24 protein-coding genes and 1 pseudogene are annotated in these 26,989 nt (G+C 36.0%); 10 read left to right on the top strand and 15 right to left on the bottom strand.

The genetic code is table 11. The annotated features are described in order from the left end of the window. Positions 1-570: 570 nt before the first annotated feature. From BQ6100_RS04960 to BQ6100_RS04980, 5 genes are all read right to left on the bottom strand, one after another. Positions 571-1,785, bottom strand: a complete 1,215-nt coding sequence (locus BQ6100_RS04960) for an ISL3 family transposase (protein ID WP_075980617.1) — start codon at positions 1,783-1,785, stop codon at positions 571-573. Between the two features lie 196 nt (positions 1,786-1,981). Further along, positions 1,982-4,435 (bottom strand): DNA topoisomerase IV subunit A, encoded by a 2,454-nt coding sequence (gene parC / locus BQ6100_RS04965; protein ID WP_075980618.1) that lies wholly within the window; start codon positions 4,433-4,435, stop codon positions 1,982-1,984. Beyond that, positions 4,432-6,411, bottom strand: coding sequence for a DNA topoisomerase IV subunit B (gene parE / locus BQ6100_RS04970; RefSeq protein WP_075980619.1), 1,980 nt, complete (start codon positions 6,409-6,411; stop codon positions 4,432-4,434). Before parE ends, parC begins: the two co-directional genes overlap by 4 nt. A 327-nt stretch (positions 6,412-6,738) precedes the next feature. Continuing rightward, entirely contained in the window at positions 6,739-7,146 is a 408-nt protein-coding gene (locus BQ6100_RS04975) for a CoA-binding protein (RefSeq protein ID WP_390622435.1), read from the bottom strand. Positions 7,147-7,320: 174 nt separating this feature from the next. Beyond that, positions 7,321-9,042 carry a glycosyl hydrolase family 18 protein gene (locus BQ6100_RS04980; RefSeq protein ID WP_075980621.1) on the bottom strand — a complete coding sequence of 574 codons (1,722 nt, stop codon included), beginning with the start codon at positions 9,040-9,042 and terminating at the stop codon, positions 7,321-7,323. Between the two features lie 301 nt (positions 9,043-9,343). Between BQ6100_RS04980 and plsY the strand changes: the two genes are divergently transcribed. The 8 genes and pseudogenes from plsY to BQ6100_RS05015 all read left to right on the top strand — a co-directional run bounded on the left by plsY (position 9,344) and on the right by BQ6100_RS05015 (position 16,499). After that, positions 9,344-9,940, top strand: a complete 597-nt coding sequence (gene plsY / locus BQ6100_RS04985) for a glycerol-3-phosphate 1-O-acyltransferase PlsY (protein ID WP_075980622.1) — start codon at positions 9,344-9,346, stop codon at positions 9,938-9,940. Positions 9,941-10,091: 151 nt separating this feature from the next. Beyond that, a complete protein-coding gene (locus tag BQ6100_RS04990) occupies positions 10,092-10,799 on the top strand; it encodes a two-component system sensor histidine kinase NtrB (RefSeq protein ID WP_075980623.1) in 708 nt (235 codons plus the stop codon). Positions 10,800-10,955: 156 nt separating this feature from the next. Then, positions 10,956-11,150 (top strand): hypothetical protein, encoded by a 195-nt coding sequence (locus tag BQ6100_RS04995; protein WP_075980624.1) that lies wholly within the window; start codon positions 10,956-10,958, stop codon positions 11,148-11,150. Positions 11,151-11,446: 296 nt separating this feature from the next. Beyond that, positions 11,447-12,598 carry a CapA family protein gene (locus BQ6100_RS05000; protein ID WP_075980625.1) on the top strand — a complete coding sequence of 384 codons (1,152 nt, stop codon included), beginning with the start codon at positions 11,447-11,449 and terminating at the stop codon, positions 12,596-12,598. A gap of 457 nt (positions 12,599-13,055) precedes the next feature. Continuing rightward, positions 13,056-13,973, top strand: a pseudogene (locus BQ6100_RS21975) (cache domain-containing protein); the annotation flags it as partial. 123 nt (positions 13,974-14,096) lie between these two features. Continuing rightward, the gene (locus BQ6100_RS21980) at positions 14,097-14,912 is read left to right on the top strand and encodes a methyl-accepting chemotaxis protein (RefSeq protein WP_390622436.1); all 816 of its coding nucleotides are present in this window, start codon (positions 14,097-14,099) and stop codon (positions 14,910-14,912) included. 148 nt (positions 14,913-15,060) lie between these two features. After that, positions 15,061-15,873, top strand: a complete 813-nt coding sequence (locus BQ6100_RS05010) for a CPBP family intramembrane glutamic endopeptidase (protein ID WP_075980627.1) — start codon at positions 15,061-15,063, stop codon at positions 15,871-15,873. Between the two features lie 335 nt (positions 15,874-16,208). Then, positions 16,209-16,499, top strand: a complete 291-nt coding sequence (locus BQ6100_RS05015; RefSeq protein WP_075980628.1) for a HesB/YadR/YfhF family protein — start codon at positions 16,209-16,211, stop codon at positions 16,497-16,499. 33 nt (positions 16,500-16,532) lie between these two features. Here the strand turns inward: BQ6100_RS05015 and BQ6100_RS05020 are convergent, their stop codons facing one another. The 8 genes from BQ6100_RS05020 to acnA all read right to left on the bottom strand — a co-directional run bounded on the left by BQ6100_RS05020 (position 16,533) and on the right by acnA (position 24,247). Further along, positions 16,533-16,823, bottom strand: coding sequence for a hypothetical protein (locus tag BQ6100_RS05020; protein ID WP_075980629.1), 291 nt, complete (start codon positions 16,821-16,823; stop codon positions 16,533-16,535). A gap of 14 nt (positions 16,824-16,837) precedes the next feature. After that, complete coding sequence (locus tag BQ6100_RS05025) at positions 16,838-17,275, bottom strand: acyl-CoA thioesterase (protein WP_075980630.1); 438 nt, start codon at positions 17,273-17,275, stop codon at positions 16,838-16,840. Positions 17,276-17,277: 2 nt separating this feature from the next. Continuing rightward, entirely contained in the window at positions 17,278-19,662 is a 2,385-nt protein-coding gene (locus BQ6100_RS05030; RefSeq protein WP_235816486.1) for an AAA family ATPase, read from the bottom strand. Between the two features lie 124 nt (positions 19,663-19,786). After that, positions 19,787-20,029: a small acid-soluble spore protein Tlp gene (gene tlp, locus BQ6100_RS05035; RefSeq protein ID WP_075980631.1), complete on the bottom strand. Its 243-nt coding sequence runs from the start codon at positions 20,027-20,029 to the stop codon at positions 19,787-19,789. 174 nt (positions 20,030-20,203) lie between these two features. Continuing rightward, on the bottom strand, positions 20,204-20,347 hold the full coding sequence (locus BQ6100_RS05040; protein WP_075980632.1) for an acid-soluble spore protein N: 144 nt from the start codon (positions 20,345-20,347) through the stop codon (positions 20,204-20,206). 68 nt (positions 20,348-20,415) lie between these two features. Further along, entirely contained in the window at positions 20,416-20,544 is a 129-nt protein-coding gene (locus tag BQ6100_RS05045) for an FbpB family small basic protein (RefSeq protein WP_075980633.1), read from the bottom strand. A 223-nt stretch (positions 20,545-20,767) separates the two neighbouring features. Continuing rightward, complete coding sequence (locus BQ6100_RS05050; RefSeq protein WP_075980634.1) at positions 20,768-21,310, bottom strand: peroxiredoxin family protein; 543 nt, start codon at positions 21,308-21,310, stop codon at positions 20,768-20,770. Between the two features lie 228 nt (positions 21,311-21,538). Then, complete coding sequence (gene acnA, locus BQ6100_RS05055; protein WP_075980635.1) at positions 21,539-24,247, bottom strand: aconitate hydratase AcnA; 2,709 nt, start codon at positions 24,245-24,247, stop codon at positions 21,539-21,541. 398 nt (positions 24,248-24,645) lie between these two features. On the opposite strand from acnA, the gene sspO reads away from it, so the two are divergent. Continuing rightward, on the top strand, positions 24,646-24,795 hold the full coding sequence (gene sspO / locus BQ6100_RS05060) for a small acid-soluble spore protein O (RefSeq protein WP_075980636.1): 150 nt from the start codon (positions 24,646-24,648) through the stop codon (positions 24,793-24,795). Positions 24,796-24,842: 47 nt separating this feature from the next. Here sspO and BQ6100_RS05065 read toward each other — a convergent pair whose 3' ends face one another. Further along, positions 24,843-25,106, bottom strand: a complete 264-nt coding sequence (locus BQ6100_RS05065) for a hypothetical protein (protein ID WP_075980637.1) — start codon at positions 25,104-25,106, stop codon at positions 24,843-24,845. 201 nt (positions 25,107-25,307) lie between these two features. On the opposite strand from BQ6100_RS05065, the gene BQ6100_RS05070 reads away from it, so the two are divergent. Further along, complete coding sequence (locus BQ6100_RS05070; protein WP_075980638.1) at positions 25,308-25,451, top strand: small acid-soluble spore protein P; 144 nt, start codon at positions 25,308-25,310, stop codon at positions 25,449-25,451. A gap of 122 nt (positions 25,452-25,573) precedes the next feature. On the opposite strand, the gene selA is transcribed toward BQ6100_RS05070, so the two are convergent. Then, positions 25,574-26,983: an L-seryl-tRNA(Sec) selenium transferase gene (gene selA, locus BQ6100_RS05075; RefSeq protein WP_075980639.1), complete on the bottom strand. Its 1,410-nt coding sequence runs from the start codon at positions 26,981-26,983 to the stop codon at positions 25,574-25,576. Positions 26,984-26,989: the final 6 nt, after the last annotated feature.

The following is a 26,989-nucleotide window of genomic DNA, read 5'->3' on the forward strand; positions in this document are numbered from 1 at the left end:
ACGGGGAGCTTACCTCTAGCTAACGCTCCTGTGGGGTCTCCCCTGCCCCGTTTTCCCGCAAGACATTGAAATCGCTTCATTGATAAAACTCCGCACGATAAAAATACTTTAGCATTTTTAGAGGACATTGAAATGGCTCCATCGAAATTACACCGCACGATAAAAATGCTTTAGCATTTTTAGAGGACATTGAAATGGCTCCATCGAAATTACACCGCACGATAAAAATGCTTTAGCATTTTTAGAGGACATTGAAATGGCTCCATTGAAATTACACCGCACGATAAAAATGCTTTAGCATTTTTAGAGGACATTGAAATGGCTCCATCAAAATTACACCGCACGATAAAAATGCTTTAGCATTTTTAGAGGAGTCTTCGCGCCTGAAACGTAGATCAACATGTCTTAATATCAACAATGAGCTTTAACACAGCCTTTATAAAAAAGGTTCTACGTCAAATGTTGGGGTAAAGGCTACCGCGCTACGCTTGGTGGCCTTTCATTCTGATGAGGAAAAGTTCTTTTCCTCATCAGAATGAAAGGTAAATCGTAAGCCCTTATTGAAACAACTTAACCAATGTTTACCCCTATTCTTTTAAACTTGTGTTGTAATAATATTTTCGCCCGAAAACGCTCATAGTTTTTAAATCCAAATGCATTTCGTTTGAGGACTTTGGTGGAGTTATTAATTCCTTCAAGAAAGCCATTTGAGTACTTATAGACAAAACTGTTAAGTATTTCAATCTGCCAATTTTTAAATGTTTTCACTGCTTGACACATTTCCTTAATCCCAGTATCCTCCACCATTTTATAAAACTCTTTTAGCTCTTTTTTGACAGTATAAATTTGATCTTCTCCAATCTCTTTTGCGTGTAAGAACCAAGCACGATAGGCTTCCTTCAGTTCGTAAGCTTTTCTTAATTCATCAGACATTTTCAAGTAACGATCTAAATACCAACGTTCTTCCTCTGTTAGACGCTCGTTTGCTTTATAAAATATATGTCTCATTCTTTTACATTTCTTACGATCGTAGCTATGAAAATCCTTCTGTACCCTTCTTCTTACCCCATCTAATGCCCAATAAATATATCGACAAAAGTGAAAATGGTCTGCAATAATTACCGGTCTTCCCAAAGCTTCTTGAACTGCTGCTTTAAACGAGGGACTCATGTCCATGATTACTACTTGAACATTACCTCCATGGGCCTTCAAATACTGTTTTATCGTTTTTTTATTACGATTGGGTAAGATATCAATAGGTTCTTTTGTAATCGGATTTGCCACAATCAATTGGAACTTTCCCTCACTGGTATCACCTTTGTATTCATCTATGGCTATGACAGGAGGTAATTCCTTCACTGGATGGATTTCACTTTTGGATATTTGATCGAATCGACGAACTACTGTTGTTGTTGAACTTCCATAATTTTCAGCGGTTTCTTTAAAAGTTTTCCCCTTAATTGATCGAATGGATATGACTTGATTCCACTCAATCGAAGTCCGTTGATACCTTTTAACAAATGGATTATTTTCTGAAAAACGTTTTCCACACTCACATACATAACGACGTCTTCTATAAAAAAGATGGGTCTTCCTCTCAAACCATTTCAAATGTTGAATCTTTTGGATTCGATAATCATGAACCTTAATCGTTTTTTTCTGACATCTAGGGCAGAGATGCACCTTTAATTCCATTTCAACATGAATTTGAACAACTTCACCAGACTCCTCAACATTAGTCACAACTACATCTTTTAATCCCGGAAAATACATGTTATTATTCATTTGCACGCAACTCCATTCTTTTGACTTGTTTCTAGACAATTCAAGTATAAAAGAAATGGATGTTTGCGTGTTTTTTATTGTTTGAAAAGTTGTGTCTTAACCCCAACAAATATTATAGAGCCATAAAAAAAGAGCATCAAAGGAAGTCCATTACTTTGAACTCCATTTGATACTCTTAAGCCTTTTTCATATAAAATTATGAATTTGTGCTTTCATCCTTCATTTCATTTTCTATTTCTATTTTCCAAATATAAACCGTTTTCCCGCTATCTGATTCATCAATGAGGAATGAACCATTTGAGTAACGGTCATTTACACGAAGTTCTGAAGCTAATACTTTTTCTGAGATGCCTTTTTCAGTTTCAATCCAGACCTCATCACCATTAGCTACTAATTCAAATCCGATGAGACGATGTGGATTATTCTTTAACTCTCTTAACATGACAACACCGCGTTTGGCCCTTGAAGTTAATTCAAATTCATCTAATTTCATTTTCTTCACCGAACCGCGTTGGGTTGCAATGACAATGTATTGATTCTTATCGCAATCAATGATTTTTCCACCAATAACATAGTCGCCATCCTTTAGGTTTATTCCTTTTACGCCAGCTGCCCTCGCACCCACAACGTTGACTTCCTCTTCAGGGAAACGCAGACCGTATCCTAGATTCGATGCGAGCATCAGTTGTTTAGATCCATCTGTAACATGGACATCAATTACTTCATCATTATCTTTAAGATTGATCGCAACTAAAGGCTTTGAATAACGCTGAGCTTTATATAAATTCAATTCTGATTTTTTCACCATTCCGCCCTTTGTGATAAAAAGGAGGTAACATTCTTTCTCAAAATCAGATACAGGTATCGCTTTAATAATCGATTCATCCCGTTCAATCGGAATAATATTCGCAATATGCTGACCGAGATCCTTCCAACGAATATCAGGTAATTCATGAACCGGACAATACAAGAAATTCCCTTTATTTGTAAATACTAAAAGAACATCCGTTGTATTCATATTTAACTGGGAAATGATTCGATCAGAATCCTTCATCCCAAAGTCTTGTCCATTGGAGGCTGCGAAAGATCTCTGGCTCGTTCTCTTAACATAGCCTTCCTTCGTAACCGTTACGATTACATCCTCACTCGCAATTAAGACTTCTAAGTTTATCTTCAATTCTTCTATTTTGTCTTCAATAACTGTACGTCTTGTATCAGCAAATCTCTTTTTGACATCTTTTAACTCTTTTTTGATAACAGATAGTAGTTTTTTCTCACTTTCAAGAATAAGCGTTAATTCCTCAATCTTATTTGCCAATTCTTCCGCTTCTGCTCTTAATGCTGTGATGTCTGTATTTGTTAGGCGATAAAGCTGTAAGGACACAATCGCTTCTGATTGGGCTTCTGAGAAATCAAATTTAGCAATTAAGTTATCCTTCGCGTCTCGCTTATCCTTTGAAGCTCGGATGGTTGCAATTACTTCGTCTAAAATGGAGAGGGCCTTCATTAATCCTTCAACTATATGCTGGCGTTCTTTTGCCTTTTGCAAATCATATTGTGATCTATTCGTAACCACTTCTTTTTGGTGATCGATATAGGCGTCTAATAAATCTCTTAACCCCATTAATTTCGGTCTACGATTATAGATGGCCACCATGTTAAAATTGTATGAAACCTGAAGATCACTATTTTTAAATAGAAAGTTCAAGACACCTTCCGCATCAGCGTCCTTCTTCAGTTCAATAACCACCCTCAAGCCAGTTCGATCGGTTTCATCACGAACCTCAGAAATCCCCTCTAATTTTCGATCCAAACGGAACTCATCAATTTTTTTCACTAAATTTGCCTTATTCACTTCGTAAGGAATTTCTGTGATGACTATTTGCTGTTTTCCTCCGCGAATCGTTTCGATTTCTGTCTTTGAGCGAACGATGATTTTCCCTTTTCCAGTTTCATAGGCTTTCTTAATTCCGTCTACCCCTTGAATAATTGCACCAGTTGGAAAATCTGGACCTTTAATTACAGTCATTAATTCGTCAACAGAGCAATCAGGTTGATCCATTCTCATGATAACTCCATCAATCACCTCTCCAAGGTGGTGAGGGGGAATATCAGTTGCATAACCTGCAGAGATACCGGTTGATCCATTTACTAATAGATTGGGGAACCTCGCCGGTAAAACGGTTGGTTCCTTCGCCGTATCATCGAAGTTTGGAATAAATTCAACGGTATTTTTTTCGATGTCTCTTAGAAGCTCTGAGGCAATACTCGATAGTCTTGCTTCTGTATAACGCATTGCTGCCGGAGGGTCTCCATCAATGCTTCCGTTATTCCCGTGCATTTCAACAAGATAATTTCGAACCTTCCAATCCTGACTTAAACGAACCATCGCTTCATATACGGAGGAATCACCGTGTGGATGATAATTACCAATTACATTACCAACTGTTTTTGCAGATTTACGAAAACCTTTTTCATGTGTGTTTCCTTCCACATTCATAGCATACAGAATTCTGCGTTGAACAGGTTTTAATCCATCTCGAGCATCAGGAAGAGCCCGATCCTGAATGATATATTTACTATATCTACCAAATCTATCTCCTAATACATCTTCAAGAGGGAGGTCTCGAAACTTTTCAACAAAACTCATGGTTGTTCAACCTCCTCAATCACTGAAACATTTTCATTTTCTAAAATACTACCATCTTCCTCAAGGCCAAAGGCAACATTGGACTCAATCCATTTTCTCCTTGGCTCTACCTTATCACCCATTAAGGTGGTTATTCGGCGTTCAGCTCTGGCTATATCATCAATTCTTACACGAATAAGTGTTCGAGTTTCAGGATTCATCGTTGTGTCCCAAAGCTGGTCAGCATTCATCTCCCCAAGCCCTTTATAGCGTTGGATGATGTATCCTTTTCCAACCTTTTTAATGGCACCTTGGAGTTCATCGTCACTCCAAGCATACTCAATGATCTCCTTTTTACCTGAGCCTTTGCTTACCTTATATAAAGGAGGAAGGGCGATATAAACCTTTCCTGCTTCCACAAGAGGTTTCATATAGCGATAGAAGAACGTTAAAAGAAGAACTTGAATATGAGCACCGTCTGTATCGGCATCGGTCATTATAATAACCTTATCGTAATTTGCATCCGCCACATTAAAATCAGCACCTACCCCGGCACCAATCGTATAAATGATTGTGTTAATCTCTTCATTCTTAAAAATGTCTGCAAGCTTTGCTTTTTCTGTATTAATAACTTTACCACGAAGAGGAAGTACAGCCTGGAAACGTCGATCTCGACCTTGCTTAGCAGAACCGCCAGCTGAATCTCCCTCAACTAGGTACAATTCATTCTTTTCCGGATTCTTTGATTGAGCAGGAGTTAATTTCCCTGAAAGAAGGGTTTCTGAACGCTTCCTCTTCTTTCCACTACGAGCTTCCTCTCTTGCTTTTCTTGCCGCTTCACGAGCTTGATAAGCCTTAATGGTTTTCTTAATTAAAAGAGAACTAATATCAGGATTCTCCTCTAAAAAGTATGAGAGATGCTCTGAAACAACCGAGTCAACAGATGAACGAGCTTCACTCGTCCCAAGCTTACCCTTTGTTTGTCCTTCAAATTGAAGTAATTCCTCTGGAACTCTTACGGAAATAATTGCAGATAAGCCTTCACGAATATCTGCACCATCAAGGTTTTTATCTTTTTCCTTTAGCAGGCTAACCTTTCTTGCATACTCATTGAACACTCGAGTCATAGCCGTCCTAGCCCCAACCTCGTGAGTTCCGCCATCTTTAGTACGAACATTGTTAACGAAGGAAAGCACATTTTCAGAGTAACCATCGTTAAATTGGAAAGCGAAATCCACTTCGATGCCGTTTTGGACCCCCTCAAAGCTGATCACAGGATGAAGAACATCTTTTTCCTCATTCAAATATTCAACAAAAGCTTCAATCCCATTTTGATAATAAAAAATATCATGCATATCATTGCGATCATCAATGATTTCTATCTTCATTCCTTTTAATAAAAAAGCAGATTCACGAAGACGTTCGCACAGAGTATCGTAATTATAGGTTGTTGTGGAAAAAACAGTAGGATCAGGCTTAAAGTGGATCGTTGTTCCTGTTTGATTTGTTTTTCCGACTTTTTCAAGAGTCGTTACAGGCTTTCCTCCGTCTTCAAATCGTTGTTCATAAACAAATCCATCACGCTTAATTCGAACAACTAGCCATTCGGACAATGCATTAACAACGGACGCCCCAACACCATGCAAGCCTCCGCTTGTTTTATATCCACCTTGTCCAAATTTTCCGCCTGCATGGAGAATAGTAAAGATGACTTCAGGAGTAGGTTTACCTAATTTATGCATTCCAGTTGGCATTCCGCGTCCTTTATCTTGAACGCTTATCGAGTTATCTTTATGAATTTTAACTATGATTATATCTCCGTAACCCGCTAACGCTTCGTCAACTGAGTTATCGACAATTTCATACACAAGGTGATGAAGTCCCCTTGCATCGGTGCTTCCAATATACATTCCAGGTCTCTTTCTAACTGCTTCTAACCCTTCTAGTACTTGTATGGCATCCTCATTATAATCAAAAGCTGGTTGATTGGTAGCCATATTCTTACCCCTTTCATTGCTGGCAAAACAACAAATCTTTCTAATACGAACATAACGTTCGTATATGTGTATTCGTTTCTAGTGAAGAAAAATCCTTTAAAATAAATAATTAATTACTGTAGAACAGATATTCGCACTATTTCATCTTACCATATATTTTTTTTTTTGGTCTATGCAATATTGTATCGATTTCTTTCAATTTGGCAAATCGTATTAGCGGAAAAATCTCCTTTTTAAACCAAGTATGAACATAATCGCCAATAATTTGACAAAAAAAAGAACCGGGAAATCCCGATTCCTTCTATAAAAAATGTTACTGCAAGAATATTATTTTGTCAAAGCATGTTCTACCTTAATACATCTATCCATAATTACCGTATAACCCTTTTCCTTTAGGAGATTATATGCCTCTTCGTTTACTAAACCTTGTTGTGCCCAGAAAATATCAGCATCCACTTCGAGAAATTCCTTTGCCACATCAAGTAATTGCTCTGAGCGCCGGAAAACGTTAACTATGTCGATATGTCCCTCGATATCCTTCAAGGAAGGAACAGCTTTTTGTCCAAGCACTTCATCCACCGTTGGGTTTACCGGAATAATTTCATACCCCGCTTTCTGCATAGCCTCAGAAACCATATACGAAGTACGTTCAGGGTTACCGCTTAAACCTACTACTGCGATTCTTTTTGCTTTTTTTAAAATATCACGAATTTCTTCTCTGCTTGGATTTTCAATTGTCATTATTCTCACTCTCCATTGTTTCCTATCGATTGGAAGCTTTAATTGATTCTATTTTACTTGAAGATATTTTACCTTTATTTTCTATCATTTGTACAATAATATGCACCATTTTTTCCAATTCTTATGTAAAAAAAACCGAGATTTCTCCCGGTTTTTTTGATTTTAGGATTACTTTTTAGTCATTTGTTTTTTACTTAAATTAAGAGCAGTCCATGCGCTGTCGTCAGCGAAAAATCTTGACCAGCTCGCTATTCCCACGAGATCGTACTTCTCAGCTAGTTCAGCTCGTTTAGATAATGAAAATTCATCCTCAAGCCAAATTTTATAAGTCGTTTTTTCCTTTTTAGAATAGTATTCAGCATAGTTTTGTCCACTAGCCTCATCATATTTTGGTTTTACTTTCTTATCTTTGAGCCACTTCTTTACATCCTCCATCGAGACCGCTTTAGAAGAGACTTCACCGCTGTCTTTTTCGGCCCATATTCTAGTATAAAGGGGGACTCCTAAGATTAACTTTTCATTAGGAACAACCTTTAAAAGATTGTTTAGGTTCTCTTCTACCCAAGGAAAGCTTGCGACACTCCCAGCTACAGGTGATGTACCCCAATGCTCATCATAGGCCATGACAATGAGATAGTCGACCGTTTTCGCGAGTTTTTCTCTTTCATAGAAGGATGACCAGTTCGATCCATCTGCCATAAAGGTAATATCCATGGACACAGTTAATCCGGCTTCATGAAAATATGGTGTTGCCTCTCGAACAAACTGAGTTATATATGGTCCATCTTCTTGATTTACATTTTCAATATCAATATTGATTCCATTTAAACGATACATTTGACTATACATAATTAACTGACGAATCATTTCTTGTCTTGTTTCAAAGCTTTGAAAGGCATCATGTGTGAGTTCTGGGTCAAATGCGTTTGAAAATAACCCCCACACCTGATATCCTTTCTTTTTTGCCCATTTGACATAATTAGTCGATCCTAAATTATGAATAGATCCGTCCTTACTAGCTAGCTTAAACCATGTTGGAGAAACAACATTTACTCCAGGCATGTTTGGAATTTGATTCGTATCTGGATTTAATGAATAGACGGCTTCCCATGTTAAGTTGATAGGTTCATTAATTTTCTTTAATTCAACCTTTTGCTGTATATGCTTAACAGAAATTTTATTCTTGTGTTTACCTTCTATATAGTCCTTTTTTAGATAACCAGCCACTCCATCCGCTTTTCGAACGTAGTAATATTCCTCTTTTTCATCTTCAATATAAAGCTTCTCTTCTCTCTTTGTTTGTGCGGTATATGGAGATTGAATATCTGGTTTCGTTCGAAGTCTTAATTTTTCTTCGTTGATATCCTTATTAATCACCGTTCCCGTTTGGATAATATCTCCATTTTGTTGAATTTGAACGGCATTTGAGTGAGAAAGAATAGAATATTTGATAGGGTAATAGTTTAATATAGGGTCTAATGCGACGTAAATATCCCCATTTTTATCCTGTATAGGTGGTACTTGCAACTTAACAGGCTTTTCATTGATAAAGTAGGTTAATGATTTAGAAGGCATTTGCACAACTTTGTCTTTTGTCGTGATTATGATGGATTTTGATTGGACATCATAGACAATGCTGTCATCGATAAATTTTTTCATGAAACTAATTGGTACATAAACGCTTTTTCCAACCAAAATGGCATTCCCCTGCTGCTTCCCTTCGAATAGGATTGGATAATCCCCAGAGAAATATATGGATTTCTCTTTAGAAGCAAATGGATACAAGAGTAAGAGAATGCTTGAAACAATCAGTATGATGGCTATTAGTAACCCTAGGATGATGGGTTTCGTACCTAGTGACTTCTTCTTATAAGTTTCTATTCGAGTCATTTGATTTCCTCCCCATCATCTATCCTAACGAATTCCAATAGAATTGAAAAGGGAGGAATGTCCATTTGAAATGGTAAGTTCCATTAGATTTGTGATAAGAATAAGTGATATCCGTCTTTGTTTTTCCATTATTTTATTAATAGGCTCTTACAATTACTTGAATGTTGAATTTGGCAAATAATATACTGTATATCCAATCATTTTATTTTCTGATTTTCTTTAATTACATTTTCATCATGGTGTTTTTTCAATTACATGGTAAAATAATATAGCGAATCAATCTGTTTAAGGAGAAATTATTATGTTAGAAATAGTCCTCATACTAATTATTGCATATCTATTAGGATCCATTCCCTCTGGTTTAATTATTGGAAAAGTATTCTATGGAATTGATATTCGAGAACATGGAAGTGGAAACCTGGGTGGAACGAATACCTTTCGAACACTTGGTATTAAAGCAGGGATTGTTGTCACTCTAGCTGATATCCTAAAAGGAACCCTCGCTGCTGCATTGCCGACACTATTTGACTCAAGCCTACACTCGTTAATCGCTGGTTCGATAGCAGTTCTAGGGCATACCTATCCAATTTTCGCTAACTTTAGAGGTGGAAAAGCAGTTGCTACTTCAGGCGGAATTTTATTATTCTATGCACCCTATATGTTTATTTTTATGATCTGCGCATTCTTTATTAGCTTATACATAACCAAATATGTCTCCTTATCATCTATTATTGCAGGGATTGTTGCAGTCCTTTATGCAATTATACATTCATTTTTTGAATGGGATCCTTTATTAATTATAATTGTTGCCATTCTTGCTTCCTTTGTGATATACCGACATCGCGACAATATAAAAAGAATCAAAAATAAAACAGAACCGAAAATTAAATGGCTTTAATAAGCTATCCTAAGTTAGATACATTTGATGTATCTAACTTTTTTTTACAAAAATAATCATCTTTTGACTATCTTCGGCATATTCATTAAATATCTTTCTTTCTATGACAATTTGAGCAATAATAATCTGAACTTTAAAAGGATGATGTTTGATGAATAATATGACAGAATTACCTCAATCTATAAATTCCAATGAAAGACCATCAAAAATGAGCAATTTGACTGCGACAATCGTCCATGAAATTAGAAACCCTCTAACAACAATCAATGGAATACTACAATTAATAAAACTAAATCTGAACGACAAGAAACTCAATCAGTACGTGACCGTTGCATTACAAGAACTGGAAAGAACCAATGGCATCCTCGGCCAATTATTACATTTAGATAAACCTATGAATGTAGAAAAACAAGTTGTTTCTTTAAATGAAATAATTTATGATTTTAGCTTATTTTATGAAAATGAAGCGAATAATCTCCACATTTCAATGACTACAGATTTAACTAAAGAAAATCCAATCATTTACGGAAATAAAGAACAGATAAAGCAAGTTATTATGAACTTAATAAAAAATGCATTTGAAGCTATTGAAGGAGATAAAAATCATGGAGAAATATTTATTCAAACTTATATTGAAAAACCTTATGCTGTTCTATCGATTAAGGATAATGGTTGCGGAATATCCAATAGTCACTTAACAAAAATGTTCACTCCCTTTTTTACTACTAAAAATACCGGTTCAGGGATCGGGCTCTCCCTTTGCAAAGAGATTATTGAAGAACATCAGGGCTACATAAAGGTGGAAAGTATTGAAGGAGAATATACAAATTTTTTAATAAGTATTCCTCTATTTGGTTAATCATTTGTTCCGATTCGCTTTATTCGTTCATTATTTTTATCTGATATCTATTATTGTTCATAAAATTGTCAAAATTGTATATTGAATATTCTGAATTCAAATTGTTATACTAAAGTAACTAGTTATAACCTGTGAAGAAGGATGGTGGTTTTCCAAATGAAAAAACTCCAACCGATGGACGAAAGATATATTTTCAGTAAAGATATCGATTCAACTGGTGAATATGAATTTTTTCTTGAATATGTTGAATGTTCTTCTGATTTAAATCAAAATGAAGCTTCACCAAAAGTCATACGAAATTTCGATGAACTAATCTATTTTTTTGAAGAGTTTGATCGAACAACCTATTAACTCTTACTATTCCAGTGTTTTCTGAAAACAAATATATATCTTGAACGGGGCAAACTTTAGGGAATTGAATACTTATGATTACTCTCTACAAGTAGTGATAAGTTTCCTAAGGTTACCCCCTTTTTTTCGCTATTTTGTAAATCACCTGATTTCGTTCGTTTTCTACTCCAAAAGATTGTCGATTTTTAGAACAAAATATGAGAATATGGAAAAAAACCTAACAAATCTATTAAACTATATTGTAGTTTGAGTTATTTTTTTAAATTTTCACATAAATATCGGAGGAAAACGATCGAATGAAGAATAATAAGCTGTTACTGGTGGGTGTCTTACTTTCACTTACCCTATTTTTCACATCCGCTATTCTACTATTTAATATGTATAAAAGCCATACTGCAAAACCTGTATTTTTAAACCAACTTCCACAGCCTGAAAAAAATATGGCCGTTAGCACCAAAACACTAGAAGAAAAGGTTACTCTCGGTGCAATTGGAGATATTTTGATTCACGATACAGTCTATGTAAATGCTAGAACGAATAATGGATATGATTTCCGTCCTATGTTCCAGGTTATGAAATCAACCCTTCAAAAGCCAGATATCCTTCTAGCCAATCAGGAAACGATTTTAGGAGGAGTAAAACTTGGGATATCCAGCTATCCATGTTTTAATAGTCCTCAAGAGGTTGGTAATGCGCTGATTGACTCGGGAGTCGATATTGTATCCACTGCTAACAATCATTCACTCGATAAAGGAGAAAAAGGGCTAACAGCATCCATCCGATATATGGATAAAATTCATCTACCACATGTTGGCACATACGAGAATTCCGAGGATCATCAAACTCTAAAAATCCTTTCAAAAAATGGAATAAAGATTGCCTATCTCTCCTACACCTATGGGACTAATGGAATACCCGTACCAAAAGGGAAAGACTATTTAGTCAATCTCATAGATAAAAAGGCAATGAAAGAAGAAATTAAAAGAGCAAGAAAAAGGGCAGATGTTGTTGTGTTGAGTATCCATTGGGGAAACGAATATCAACGCTTTCCAACCAATGATCAAAAACAATTAGCTAAGTTTGTCGTAAATCAAGGGGTTGATATCGTCTTTGGACATCATCCCCATGTTCTCCAACCGATGGAATGGCTCCAGTCAAAGGACGGAAGAAGAGCCTTAGTAGTTTATTCATTAGGAAATTTCCTTTCAGCACAGGTTAGAGATTATAAGGACATTGGAGGAATGGCGAGCATAGAGGTAACGAAAGTGGTTGTAGAAGACAAAACGAAAATCTCTCTTAGCAAACCTAACTTTAACCCAACCTATGTATCACATGTAAATAACTCATATCGGGTAGTCCCATTAAAAGAAGCCGGCAATTATGGTCTTCCTGAAGCCTCCCAAAGGTATGCTGAAATAATGAATCACATGACTAGTGCCATGAAATAAGAAAGAATATAAAAAATAGATTTGTTCCCAAAATGAAATCAAAAGGTGTTGTCCCACAGTTAACTGTTTTGTAGCAGCTGGGACACCCTTTTTTTTCTCAGTATTTTTCCAATATTGAACAAATTGTTAAATAAAATTCAAGAATATGACAAGAATGGTACTATCGTTCTTTTATAATAGGTATAACGATAGATAAAATGGTTCATAAAGTTTTTGGGGGGATAGTATGTCTATTAAAACTAAGTTAATTGTTGGCTTTCTTTCAACCATGATTATGATTATTGCAGTTAACAGCCTATTTACATATTTTTCAGTTCATTCCATTTCTACTAATACAAAGGAATTAACTACTGGACTTTCTACTGAAGTACAAAGGGATGTAAGCGGTTTTTCTGAACACTATGCAGGTACACTCACCTATCATGGAACTCAAAATACGAAAATCCAAATCGAAAATATGATAGATCGTGCAAAAAGTGATTTATTAACGGTACAAACCTTCCAAGAGCTATATTCAAATAACCCAACGCAACTAGAAAATCGTTTTAAAGAAATCAAGCAAAACAATAAATATATTAGTAATATATATATTACTTCAAACGGTAATCAATTCACGGTCTATCCGAGGAAAAACGGTGCTGCAATCAAAAAGCAGTTTCATTCAAATTCTTTGTTTCAGACTTCAAAAAAACTAAAACAAAAACAGTTTCATGTTACTAACCCCTATCTGGACCAAACAGGAAAGAATTATTTAGTTACCATCAGCACACCACTATTCTTAAATGATACGTTCTTTGGTGTGCTAGCTTTGGATTTATCCGTACAAAAAATGACAAAGGCATTTGCTGAAACAAAAGTGGGATCAAGCGGCTATATTATCATTACAAATAAAGATGGAGATATACTCTCCTATAAGGATCAGAAGCTTGTAAGTAATCATAGCAATATAACATCCCTTCCAATCTATCAAGATAATAAGGATGGAAAAGTATACTTAGATATTAATAAGGTTACTTATATAAGTGAAATTGAAAAATCCACAGGCTGGGTTATCTATTCAGTCATTACTCAAGAAGAGGTTCTATCCTTTTCAACGACGATTTCTAAAAATATGAAAAACCAAATTTCCAAAGCTGAAAAAAGCTCATCATCTATTATTTCAAAATTGAATATTATTCAAGTTGGAATCGTTCTTGTATTATTAATTATTTCTACCTTTATTAGTATCTTCATTGCAAGGTATTTTATTAATCCTATCATTAAATTGTCTGGTTTTATGCAGAAGGTCGCAAATGGAGATCTTACAGAAAAAATGGCGATTAAAACAAAGGATGAAATGTCCCTTCTATTTCAATCAGTTAATCATATGGTAGACTCTTTAAGAGACATGGCTAATAAGATGATGAACCTTATTCACGAGGTCGAAAAGGATTCAGAAATATTAAATTCTCAAGCCGAAATATCATCAAATGTTACAGAAACCGTGTCAACGGCAATGATGGAATTGGCTAATGGGTCGGAACAACTCGCAAAAGATATGGTTAATATATCTGAAAACGTTGAAAATAATGTTCATTCTGTTCAATCTATGAGTAATAATATCGATAAAATTGTGAACCATTCAAAAAATACAAAATCCATTACCTCTGAAGGTCAGTTAGCAATGGAGAGGTTAAATAAACGGATGGGCCTCATTGTAGAACAATCGGTGGAATCTTCAAGCATTATGAAGGAGTTAGACTTTAAGCTCCAAGCCATTAATGATATTACGAACCTCATTTATTCGATAGCGGAAGAAACCAATCTTCTCTCATTAAATGCTTCTATTGAAGCAGCTCGAGCTGGAGAACATGGTCGTGGTTTTGCTGTTGTTGCACATGAGGTCAAGAAGCTAGCAGAACAAAGCAGCCAGTCCGTTGAAAAGATTGCGGACCTTATCTCAGGGATACAGAATGATTCCTCGAAGGCATTAATGAACATTGACCACGGTAGAAAGTCCGCCTTTGAAGGAGCATGTATGGCGGAGGAAACTGAAAAAAGCTTTAATAATATTATTCATTTTATTGATCATTTAGCAAATGATATTGATGAAATAGCTGTAGCAAGTGAGATGTTGTCGACCAGTAGCCATTCAATTTCAAGCTCTGTTGAAAGTGTTGTTGCCATTTCTGAACAGACCTCTGCAGGAATACAAGAAGTAACAAGCACAAATGAAGAACAAACACGGGCAGTTCAACAGGTTTACATGATTACTAGAAATTTAAGAGAATTATCTGTAGAGCTGCGCCAATCAATTGATCATTTTAAACTCTAGAAATAAACAAAAAGGCTTTGAGCTTTTTCTATTATCAACGAGGCTGTCCCTTTATGGATAGCCTCGTTGTTTGCTCATTATGAAAAGAAAACCATTGGAAAACATGGTAAAATCACAATAGAAGCTTGATTGGAAGGTGGTTTTTATTTTGAAATTACTAAATATCCAGTTCTTATCATATATTCAAGCATCTATCTTTATCCTCGTCGTTTATCTTTTTCAAGTACAATTGTTTAATCTCATGTTTATTTTGATATTAGGATTGCTGTTATTCGTTCCCCTATTATCAGAGGACAATCGTTTATTTACTTGGACAACTATTGCTTTTCTGATTGGACAGTTTTTCTATTTATATGGGGATCGGCTCATTTTAAATTTACATTTAACTCGAGAATGGGAAATTATTGGAAGTCGAATGCTTATACTTTTTCCGATACTGCTAATTGTACTTCTTTGTATTAAATTCAAAAGGAAAGTAACTAAGTACCCTTTGACCACCAAATGGAATCAAGCGCTTACTCTCCCATTTCATTTTAAAGAAGGTTCAGAAATAAGTATTAAAAGGTTTTTGGTCCTAGTCAATTTGATCACTATTATAATCTTTGTTCCAATCATTATTCAAAATTCGCATTCGCTAAGTTATTATGGAATCGCAATTATTATTTTATTTTCAATGATCAATTCCCTTTTTGAAGAGTACTTATGGCGTGGGTTGTTGTTGTCTAGATTCAGTTCGATTATTGGAGAGAAGTCTGCTGTTCTTTTTACAAGCATCGGCTTTGGTCTAATGCACCTTTCCTTTGGCTATTCTATTAATGCTTGCCTGCTATTTTTGATTGAAGGACTATTCCTAGCCCTATTAACCGTTAAATCTCGTGGTTTAGTACCAGCAATCACTTGGCACTTCCTGTTTAATGTATGTATGATTTTGAGTGAAAGAATTCCATTATGGATTAGTTAAAGCTGCTTAGATTTCAGTTCTGGTTCAATCTTTCGCTTTCAATTGAGGTTTCCTATATAATAATAATGTTTTTTAAGAAAGGGGTACTTCAGGTGAATATACATATAACAGATGAAGCCGTGGATTGGTATATTGAAGAAATGGAATTGAAGCATNCGTGGTTTAGTACCAGCAATCACTTGGCACTTCCTGTTTAATGTATGTATGATTTTGAGTGAAAGAATTCCATTATGGATTAGTTAAAGCTGCTTAGATTTCAGTTCTGGTTCAATCTTTCGCTTTCAATTGAGGTTTCCTATATAATAATAATGTTTTTTAAGAAAGGGGTACTTCAGGTGAATATACATATAACAGATGAAGCCGTGGATTGGTATATTGAAGAAATGGAATTGAAGCATGGCTCCTTTATTCGTTTTTTCGTGCGATATGGCGGTCTCAGCACGGTTCAAAAAGGCTTTTCGCTCGGAATATCCACAGAATCTCCAAATGAAATTGGTGCTCAAGCCAATAGAAAAGGAATCACCTTTTATATCGAAGAAAAGGATTTATGGTATTTTGATAATCATGACCCAATGATTGAATTAGATACAAAGCTCGGAGAACCAAAACTATCATTTAATAAGTAATAGGAAAGGGATGATAATAATATCATCCCTCTATTACCATATATGATCAAATAGCTTTTCTCTTAATAGTATCTCCTCTTGCTTCGGACCAATCAAATCAAAATGAGAATAACCATTTTTTCTAATATCAATCCATTCAGGCTTTAAACCGTATTGTAAGCCCCATTGCTTCAACTTTTCTATATCATTGCAGCCTACCTTTGTAACGGTTTTACTGCCCGGAAAGCGATCATCAAGCCAATAATGGGTTAGAAAGGCAATTTCTCCTTTGTCTATTTTAGCTTTCCAGGCTATTATTTCCTCTTTTTTTATCCCAAAGGCCACTTGCTCTTCACCTCTTAAGCGAGAGTATCTATTGGTTGCTTTTTATTTTTTTCATATGCTTCATGCCATTCAGGAAAAACTCTTCTAAACTTAATTGGTCTAAAGGAATCCTTTTTCACGCAAATATGTACTGACTTCCCTTCTACTGCCATCTCGCCATTTTCAGTTAAAATTTCATATCCGTATGTCACTCTCAATCCATCATAATGATCAATCCATGTTTTTACAGTGGCAACTTCTCCATATCGTACAGGCTTTTTGTAGGATGCTTGGATATCAATAACAGGTGAAATGATTCCATCCTTCTCCATCTCCGCGTAGTTAAAGCCCATTGCTTCAATAAGTGTCGTACGTCCTAATTCCATCCAAACTAAATAATTCGCATGGTAGACGACACCCATCTGATCCGTTTCCGCATATCTTACTTGAATATCCGTTGTTGTTACTAACATCTTTATTCCCCTTTTCTTCTTTTGTTTATGGCTTTCTCTATATCATCTTTTGTTAAAATATTTGCTTCTTCTGTCCATTCTCTCCAGTGATTATTTTCCAACATCCGAACGGCCTGTACTTGAATCGCTTCGTCTATGACATTAGTTGCGAACCTACCATTACCGGGTACAGTTGTTTGGGATAAGCGATTTAATACCTCTAATTTAGCTTCCTCTGATATGGAATAATGGAATTTTGAAGCATATTTCTCCATAATTTCTAGAATTTCTTGAGCGGAATAATCCTGAAAATGGAAAAATTTCTTAAATCGCGATTTCAAACCAGGATTACTTTCTAATAATTTCTCCATTTCCTCGTGATATCCAGCTAAAATAACTACTAAATTTTCATTATGCTTCGTCATCTCATCAACTAAAGTATCTACCACTTCCTTCCCAAAATCACCAGAGGTTGGATTAAATAATGAATAGGCTTCGTCAATAAATAAGACCCCACCTAGTGCTTCTCGAATTTTCTTCTTCGTCTTAATGGCGGATTGACCAACGTATCCTGCAACTAAGTCTGCCCTACTTGCAATAATCAAATGACCCCTTTTCAACATTCCACACTCTCTTAAAAGCTCTGCATATATTTTTGCAACCGTTGTTTTTCCCGTACCAGGGTTTCCTGTAAATACGGAATGCAGCTGAATAGGGACAACTGGCAGGCCTTTCTCCCTTCTGATTTGTTGCATTTCAACAAATGATATGAGGGTCTCCACCTCTTCCTTTACAACGCTTAAGCCGATTAATTCATCCAGTGTCTTTGCAGGATCTTCTGCTTTCTCTGGAACATCTATTTGAAAATCTTCTCGATCCAAAAGAGTATAATCTAACAAATGATGATCATGTTTTGATCCCTTTTTAAAAATGGCATCCAGAATAATGTTTTTCACCGTTCTGGCATTCCCAAAGGAGTCATCGACTTTTTCTTTCTCCAACCGTTTCTTTACCTCTATTTTTGCTTCTTCCGTCAGGACATAATCATTTTCCAAAGACATTTGATCAGCAATATCTATTAGTTCATCTAGGGAATAATTGGATAGATGAATAAAATTTGATCGTGGAAATCGACTTCTCAGACCTGGATTTGCATCAAGAAATTGTCTCATTTCATCCGGATAACCGGCAAGGAATACCGCAAATTTCCCTCCAAACTCTTCTCCAGTCATTAGGGAAACGAGTGTATCTACAGCAGTTTGTCCATAATCACTTCCAGATTGCCCTTCTCGCTTTAAGCTATAGGCCTCATCAATAAACAAAACTCCACCTAATGCATTAGAGACTGCTTTTCTAACATTCTCCTCCGTTTGTCCCACATATGCACCAACTATCTGGGAGCGATCAACTTCTATGATCTCTTCCCGTGGTAAAACTCCCAGTTCAAAGTATATTTTTGCAAAGAGCCTTGCAAGTGTTGTTTTTCCTGTTCCTGGATTACCAGTCAACACCATATTTAAGCTTAGCTCATCCTTCATTTTAAACCCATGCTTTTTACGTTCGTTTTGATATTTTAAATATTGATAATAATTATGTACGCGATTCTTCACTTCATAAAGGCCAATCATTTGATCTAAACTAGATAATGCTGATTCATATTCTTCAATTTTTTCGTGCTCATCTTGACCATCAAAGATAAGATCCCATTCCTTCTTTAAATCCTTGATTTTTTGAAGGGAAACCTTTAATTCCTGAAAAAAAGTTGTATTATAAAACATTCCTGATATAGAAGTAGAATAGTCTCTTGCAGACTTTAACACACCACTTATATGCTCCATTGTTTCCTCTAAAAGGGTCAGCAAGGCTTGATACTTTTCCTCTAATACTTGATCTTTAAATGCTCTAGCTGACTCTTCCCCTCGTTCAAGTTCCTCAAATTCCTCTTCTGCAGATTCCAAAAATTTCTGGCAGATTGTAATAATATCATCTGCAGCCTTCTTTTTTGCAGGTGCTTGATCTGTTTCACGAAGAATGGGAAAATCAAGCAGGTCAAGTAAAGTTTTTTTATGTCGCCATTTAAATTGTGCAAGAAACTGGGTAGCTCTTTCGTTTTTTGGATTTAATTGTAAAGCCTGCTCCATCCACGCATGGATGAGGGAATCTTTTTTCTTTATTTTTCCCATCCTTGATAAGGCGGCAAGAGTTAATAGAGTGGAAATTTCTTTAGCATCACTTTGTTCATCCAAAGATTTTATGATTTTCATAAGAGAAGACTCATCCATAATGAATCCCTTGTTTGTTAATTCCTTTTCCCATAATTGGATGACCTGCTCTAAATCGTTAGTATGAAATTCCTGTTGATTCATAATCATCACTTCACTTATAATATTTCCAATTAATCTTAACATAATTTAGGAAGAACTATTAGAAAGAAGCTTCCAACATAAATGAAAGTTCACTTAATAAAAGGCTGACACTCTATAAAGACTAAGTAAAACAGTCTTTATTCATGCCAGCCTGGTTTTCAAATCATTATCGATTATTTCCGTTTTGTTGGGCATGAGCCTCATCTTTTATCTCTGCACGGAAGGCATCAATACTTTCGCGACGTCGTTCATTTTTTGCCTCAATTTGTGCACGTTGTTCCTCATTTGTTGCAAGTTCCAATGAGGCTTCTGCTTCTTCCATATTTTCGATTGTATCGTGAATCATTGATTGTAATTTCTCCACATTATCACTACGATCATCTGGTTTTGGCTTCTGATTGTAGGTCAATTTCTGCTCCTCCTTATCCATGTTGTTGATACAAAAATAGTTTGTGACTTTCCTGTAAAAATATAAGTGAAAGTTCTGGGAGTATTGTTTACTATAACAAGGTTATGTAAATTAATCTTAAAAATAAAACTCGCCGTGAAAAAAATAATCACGACGAGTTGACCACTTTGAATATTATTCACCTTTTGTTTGAATCACTTGGGGATGTTGTCCAGATCGATCCTGCATCTGTTTTCCTTTGTTTCCTCCAAATGAGCGGGATTTTGTCCCAATATGACTTGGAACAAAGTGCTTGCTGTCTCGCTTTGGATTACCCATACTACCCCTCCTCCTTCATTATCATTACCGATAATAAGGAATTCATTAATGGGAAGCATTTCCTCTTATTACTCAGCTTTTCCCAAACGCTTTTCAAGCCGTTCTTCAATTCTATCTAAAGCCGCTTGATCCTTTAGCAATTGGCTTTTATTTTCTTGGACTAATTCTGAAAAGGAACGCTTTCTTATTCTTCGCATCGTTTTCACCTTCCTTTAACCCTATTCTAACAGTAATTATGCCCAAAACAAACCTAATTTATTACAAATTTTTGAAAATTTCATTCATTTTATATTTACGCAATATCGGATGTTACTGTTTCAATTTTCAGAAAAATAATTATGTGTACAAAATCCAGTTATCAAAAAAAGCCATACAATCAGGTAGAACTTATCTCCCTTTTGTTTGGCTTAAATATTATCATTACATATTATCAACAAAAATTTTCATTTTTTTTGTTGTCAAAGAGGTCAAATACTTATTTTGAATGATTCCCTCTTCATCAATAAAATAGGTTGTCGGAACCGTCATAATTTGGTACAGAGTGTTCACTGTATCCTTCTCATCCAATAATATTGGAAACTGAGCATTCATTTTTTTGGCAAATCCAGCTACATCATATTGAGGATCAATATTGACAGCAAGTATGACCACATCATTCCCTGCTTTTTCATAATACTTTTGCATGTCAGGCATTTCTTCTTTGCATGGAGGGCACCAAGTTGCCCAAAAATTGAGTACGATCTTTTTCCCCTTAAAATCAGATAACCGAACGCTTTCACCAGTAAGGGTATTTAATTCAAAATCCGGGGCTTTTACACCAATTTTTAAGCCTGGTAGATTGTCTTTGGTTGTTTGGGACTGAGTTTGACCAGATGGCTTGGTGGAATCTGTGCCCATAGCTTGGACAAAGACAACCGTTGTTAAGCCCACGAGTAAAACGGCTGCAAGGATTTTTTTAAGCATACGCCCCTCCTATTGCTAATGATATATATCACTAATCTTATTCTACCCCAAGTTATTGTTAAAAGAAAAGACTCAGCTTTTGAATGGTGAACTAGGTTCCATATGATATAAATGAGTCATTTAATAATAAGAAAATGGAATTGATCAAAAGGGTTGAACTGGGAAGATAATCATTCACAGAAAAAGAGAAGCTGAAATAAATCAGCCTCTCACTTTTTGTTTAATGAATTATTTTTGTAATTTTTCACGTAAAACCATTTGAAGGATGCCACCATGGCGGTAATAGTCAATTTCCACTTCTGAATCAAAACGAACTACTACTTCAAATTCTTTCTTGTTTCCTGCTTCATCAGTTGCAGTAACTTTTAGAAGGTCGCGCGGTTTTACATTCTCATCCACTTGAACATCGATGGTTTCTTTACCAGTTAGGCCTAGTACATCAGCATTTTCGCCTTCTTTGAATTGTAGAGGAAGAACGCCCATAAGTACAAGGTTTGAACGGTGAATACGCTCGAAGCTTTCAGCGATAACTGTTTTAATTCCAAGTAAGTTTGTTCCTTTTGCTGCCCAGTCACGTGAAGAGCCCATTCCATAATCCTTACCAGCCAATACGACAAGACCGGTTCCATCTTCTTTGTACTTCATGCAAGCATCATAGATAGATGTTACTTCGCCTGTTGGCCAGTAAGTTGTGAAACCTCCTTCAGTACCAGGAGCAACTTGGTTACGGATACGAATATTCGCAAATGTTCCGCGCATCATCACCTCATGGTTACCACGACGAGAACCGTAGGAGTTGAAGTCACGAATTTCTACACCGTTATCACGTAAATATTTTCCAGCTGGAGTATCCTTACCGATTGAACCTGCTGGAGAAATATGGTCGGTTGTTACAGAATCACCAAACTTACCTACAACGCGTAAACCAGTTAATGGTTTTACTTCGTCAGGATCTGGATTTAAGCCTTCAAAGAATGGTGGGTTTTGAATATAAGTTGATTTGTCATCAAAAGTATATAAAGCATCATTGCTTGTTTGAATTTGGTTCCAACGTGCATTGTCACTGAATACATTTTCATATTCTTTACGGAATAATTCAGGAGTAACCGTGCGTTTAACTACTTCGTTTACTTCGGCTGTTGATGGCCAAATATCCTTGAAGAATACGTCGTTACCATCTTTATCCTTACCAAGTGAATCATTTTGAAGATCAATATTCACTGTTCCAGCAAGAGCATAAGTGACTACTAACGGTGGTGAAGCCAAGTAGTTTGCTTTTACTAATGGATGAATACGTCCTTCAAAGTTACGGTTACCAGAAAGAACAGAAGTTACGAGAAGATCGCTTTCTGCTACTGCTTTTTCGATTTCCTCTTTTAATGGACCAGAGTTACCGATACATGTTGTACAACCGTATCCAACTACGTTGAATCCAATTTGTTCAAGATAAGGAAGTAATCCTGAATCACGAAGGTATCCAGTAACAACCTTAGATCCTGGTGCTAAAGAAGTTTTTACATATTTAGGAACTTGAAGTCCAAGTTCAACTGCTTTTTTCGCAACTAAACCAGCAGCAACTAGTACATATGGGTTAGAAGTATTTGTACAACTAGTAATAGATGCAATGGCAATCGCACCTGTTTTCATTGTAGCTGTATCACCATTTTTGAATTGAACAGTTGCTTCTTTTTCAATTTCTGAAGCGTCAAATCCAAAACCTTGGTTTCCTTGAGGTGCAGTGATTGCTTGGTTAAATTCCTTTTTCATTTGAGAAAGAGGTATTAAATCTTGTGGACGCTTAGGACCAGAAAGATTTGCTTCAATTACTGAAAGGTTAATTTCAACTACTGAAGTATAAGTTGGTTCTACAGACGGATCAAAGAATAATCCGTTTTCCTTGCAATATTGTTCCACCACTTGAACATGTTCTTCTGGACGACCAGTTAAACGCATATATTCTAATGATTCAGAATCAACTGGGAAGAATCCACAAGTTGCACCGTATTCAGGAGCCATATTGGCCACTGTAGCACGGTCAGCTAACGGAAGGGTTGTAACACCTGGTCCGAAGAACTCAACAAATTTATTAACAACACCATGCTTACGAAGAACTTGAGTTACTTTTAACGCAAGGTCAGTTGCTGTAGCTCCGTCTGGGAGTTGACCGGTTAATTTAACCCCAACAACTTCTGGAACTGGGAAGTAAGAAGGTTGGCCAAGCATTCCAGCTTCTGCTTCAATACCACCTACGCCCCAACCAAGAACACCAATCCCATTAATCATGGTTGTATGAGAGTCAGTACCTACTAAAGAATCTGGGAAGGCTTCATATTCACCGTCTTCATTTTCAACAGCGTGAACCACACTTGCTAAATACTCTAAGTTTACTTGGTGAACAATACCTGTTGCAGGTGGAACAGCACGATAATTATTAAATGCTTTTTGTGCCCAGCTTAGGAATTGATAACGTTCAGCATTTCTTTCAAATTCTAAGTCCATATTTGCTTCTAAGGCATCTTGTGTACCATATCTATCCACTTGAACAGAGTGGTCAATTACCAAGTCAACTGGTTTTTCTGGGTTAATTTTATCTGGATCTCCACCCAAGTCAGCCATTGCTTTACGAAGTGACGCAAGGTCAACAACTGCTGGAACCCCTGTGAAGTCTTGAAGAATAACGCGAGAAGGTTTGAATGGTACATCTACATCCTTCACTTCGCTTGTTCCCCATTTTGCAAGATTTTCAACATGTTCTCTTGTTATAACACGACCATCTAATTGGCGAAGCACAGACTCTAGTAACACTTTAATAGAGTATGGCAATCTAGAAATCTTACCAATTCCTGCTTCTTCAAGAGCGGCTAAATTGTAATAATTATAGCGTTTCCCGTTTAGTTCAAATGATTTACGCGCATTCAAGACATCCGTATTCGTCATATTTATCTACCCCCTAATACGTAATCACCTAATTAATTAAGAAATTTGTCGAAAAGTTAGAATTTTTCCCCCATCCAAACTTTTCTCTCAATTCCTATCTTAATACAACGACTTCTATAAGTAAATAACAAGAAAGTTATTATATTTTATAAGTATTTCTTATCAACATTTTAAAAAATAGGGCTGATTTCTTATAGTATAAAAATTTCCCTCGACAAATGGACATTTTTTAATTAATTAAAATACATATTATTACAGTTCTTCTATAAGATTACTATTTTAGAAAATAATAAATAAGCGAATGTATAAAGTATTTCACCATTAAAAATTAGCATGTCGAATCGATCTGCATGTTTTTAAAAGGTTTGGAAAAAATTTAGGGATGGAGGTGAAATACTTTGGGAAAAAGGAAGGCAAATCATATAATACCTGCAATGAATGCAGCAAGTGCACAAGGAAAAGGCACGGGTTATAATGAAGAATTAGCCAATGAACCGTTAACTGCTGCGCAAAGGCTAAATAATAAAAAACGGAAGAAGAACCAGTAAAAAAATAGCGGCTGAGTCCAATTTAGGATGTCAGCCGCTTCATTATTTTAATCATTTGTTTGGTTTACATCATCAACAATTGAACGTAAGTCGTTTTGGAATTGCTCAAGCTGTGCTCTTTGATGCTCAGAAGCAACCTCTAGCGCATTTTCTATTTGTTCAAATGCTTCATTTACTTCCTTTTGTAGATGCTTCAATTGGTGACCATAGCTTGCACTATCTCTAACTATTTCATGGTAGAGTTCCTGTGCATCGTTTACCCCCTGCTGTGCAGCTTGAAATGCTTGTTGTTTATTTTTATGATATGGCATTTTTTCCACTCCTTGAATTTTTCATGCTATATGGATTATTAATGTTCTGTTTTTACCTTATTTTGATTATTTCACTTGAAATTATCTCCAGGGATCCATACCATATAGCTTTCTATGTGAGGTTAAATTGTCCAGAGCAGAAGAATAATATTCCGAATAAAAACAATAAATTCTCTCATCCTATAACTAGGAGGGGTGAACATGAATAAAAATGACAGCAAGGATATGCGAAAAAATGCGCCAAAAGGACATAACCCTGGTCAACCAGAACCATTAAGCGGCTCACATAAGGTAAAGAATCGCAACCATACAAGACAGAAGAGTAAATCGCACCATGATATGTAAATATTAGTATTTCCTAAATTACCATTTACTGCATGAAAAGGGGCTGTTCCACAAAGTAGTATCAAGCAATTAGTGGGACAGCCTCAAGATATTTTATTATTTACAAATTTCTTCAAATTTTTTCAAACCATATGTACAAGGGCAGAAAGGATGAACTCTTCATCCTCTTCCGTTACCGTTCGTAAATCAAGGTATACACTCTCCTTTTGAACACGAACGATGATAGAAGGGTGAGATTCTTGTCTAAGCTTACGTGCCAATTCTTCTGCTGAATATCGTTTATGATTAAGCGAAATAATGGTAGAAGGAATGGCAACATCTGGCATCGTACCACCACCCACTTGACTTGTTCCATCAGCTAAATTAGTAATAAAAAGATTGTTTAAGCTCTGAAGCTTTGCGGTGAACGCCTCCGCCCTAGTTTTAAGCTCTTCCTTTGTGATTAATATATCCCGAATGATAGGGATATTTTTCCGTCCTTCCTCTCCTTTCAAATAATCAATCAAGGTCCCCTCTAATGCCGCAAGAGTCATTTTATCAACCCTGACTACACGAGCAAGCTGATGTTTTTTAAGTTGGTCAATCAACGCTTTCTTTCCTGCAATTATGCCAGCCTGAGGTCCACCCAAAAGCTTATCCCCGCTGAAGGATACGATGTCTACTCCCATTTTTAATACATCGCTCACTACCGGTTCTTCACCGATACCTAGCCTTTGAAAATCATATATTACTCCACTACCTAAATCCTCATAAAAAATAATGTGTTGATGCTTATTTGCTAGCTCTGCTAACTCTCTTGTACTAACTTGCTTCGTAAAACCAATCACTTTAAAATTACTCGTGTGTACTTTTAAGAGCATCGCTGTCTCTTCACTAATCTTTTCTACATAGTCATGAAGGTGGGTCTTATTTGTTGTTCCAACCTCGATTAATTGTGCACCGCTTTCCTCCATGATGGATGATATGCGAAAGGAGCCTCCTATTTCGACCAGCTGTCCACGGGAAACAAGGACCTCCCTATTCTTAGCTAATGCACGGAGAACTAAGTACACAGCTGCAGCATTATTATTCACAACCATTGCGGCTTCCGCCCCTGTCATATGTTTAATTAGAGACTCCACATGACTATGACGTGACCCTCTTTCCCCTTTTTCCAGCTCATATTCTAAATTCGAATAGTTCTTTGCCACTTCTATCACATGTTCTATGGCCTTCTCACTTAACCGTGCTCGTCCAAAATTCGTATGTAAAATCGTACCAGTTGCGTTAATTACTCTTTTTAAAGTAAAACTGAACTTTTTTTTAATGGAATCTTCTAATTGATTATATATGTATTCATTAAATTCCCCTGTACCAGGCATAGGTCCATTCCAATGTCGGTTATGAATAGACTCTCTAATTTGTTCGATAATTTTTTTCATCATTTCAGTCATTTGTTCAAGTTCGATTCCGTTGTCATTCATTAGCTCTTGAAATACTTCATTTTTTTGCAACTCATGAATAGGTGGTATCTTCCTTAGAATCTTTTCCATTATAAG

Source organism: Bacillus massilinigeriensis (assembly GCF_900117315.1).
Taxonomy (GTDB): domain Bacteria; phylum Bacillota; class Bacilli; order Bacillales; family Cytobacillaceae; genus Bacillus_BE; species Bacillus_BE massilionigeriensis.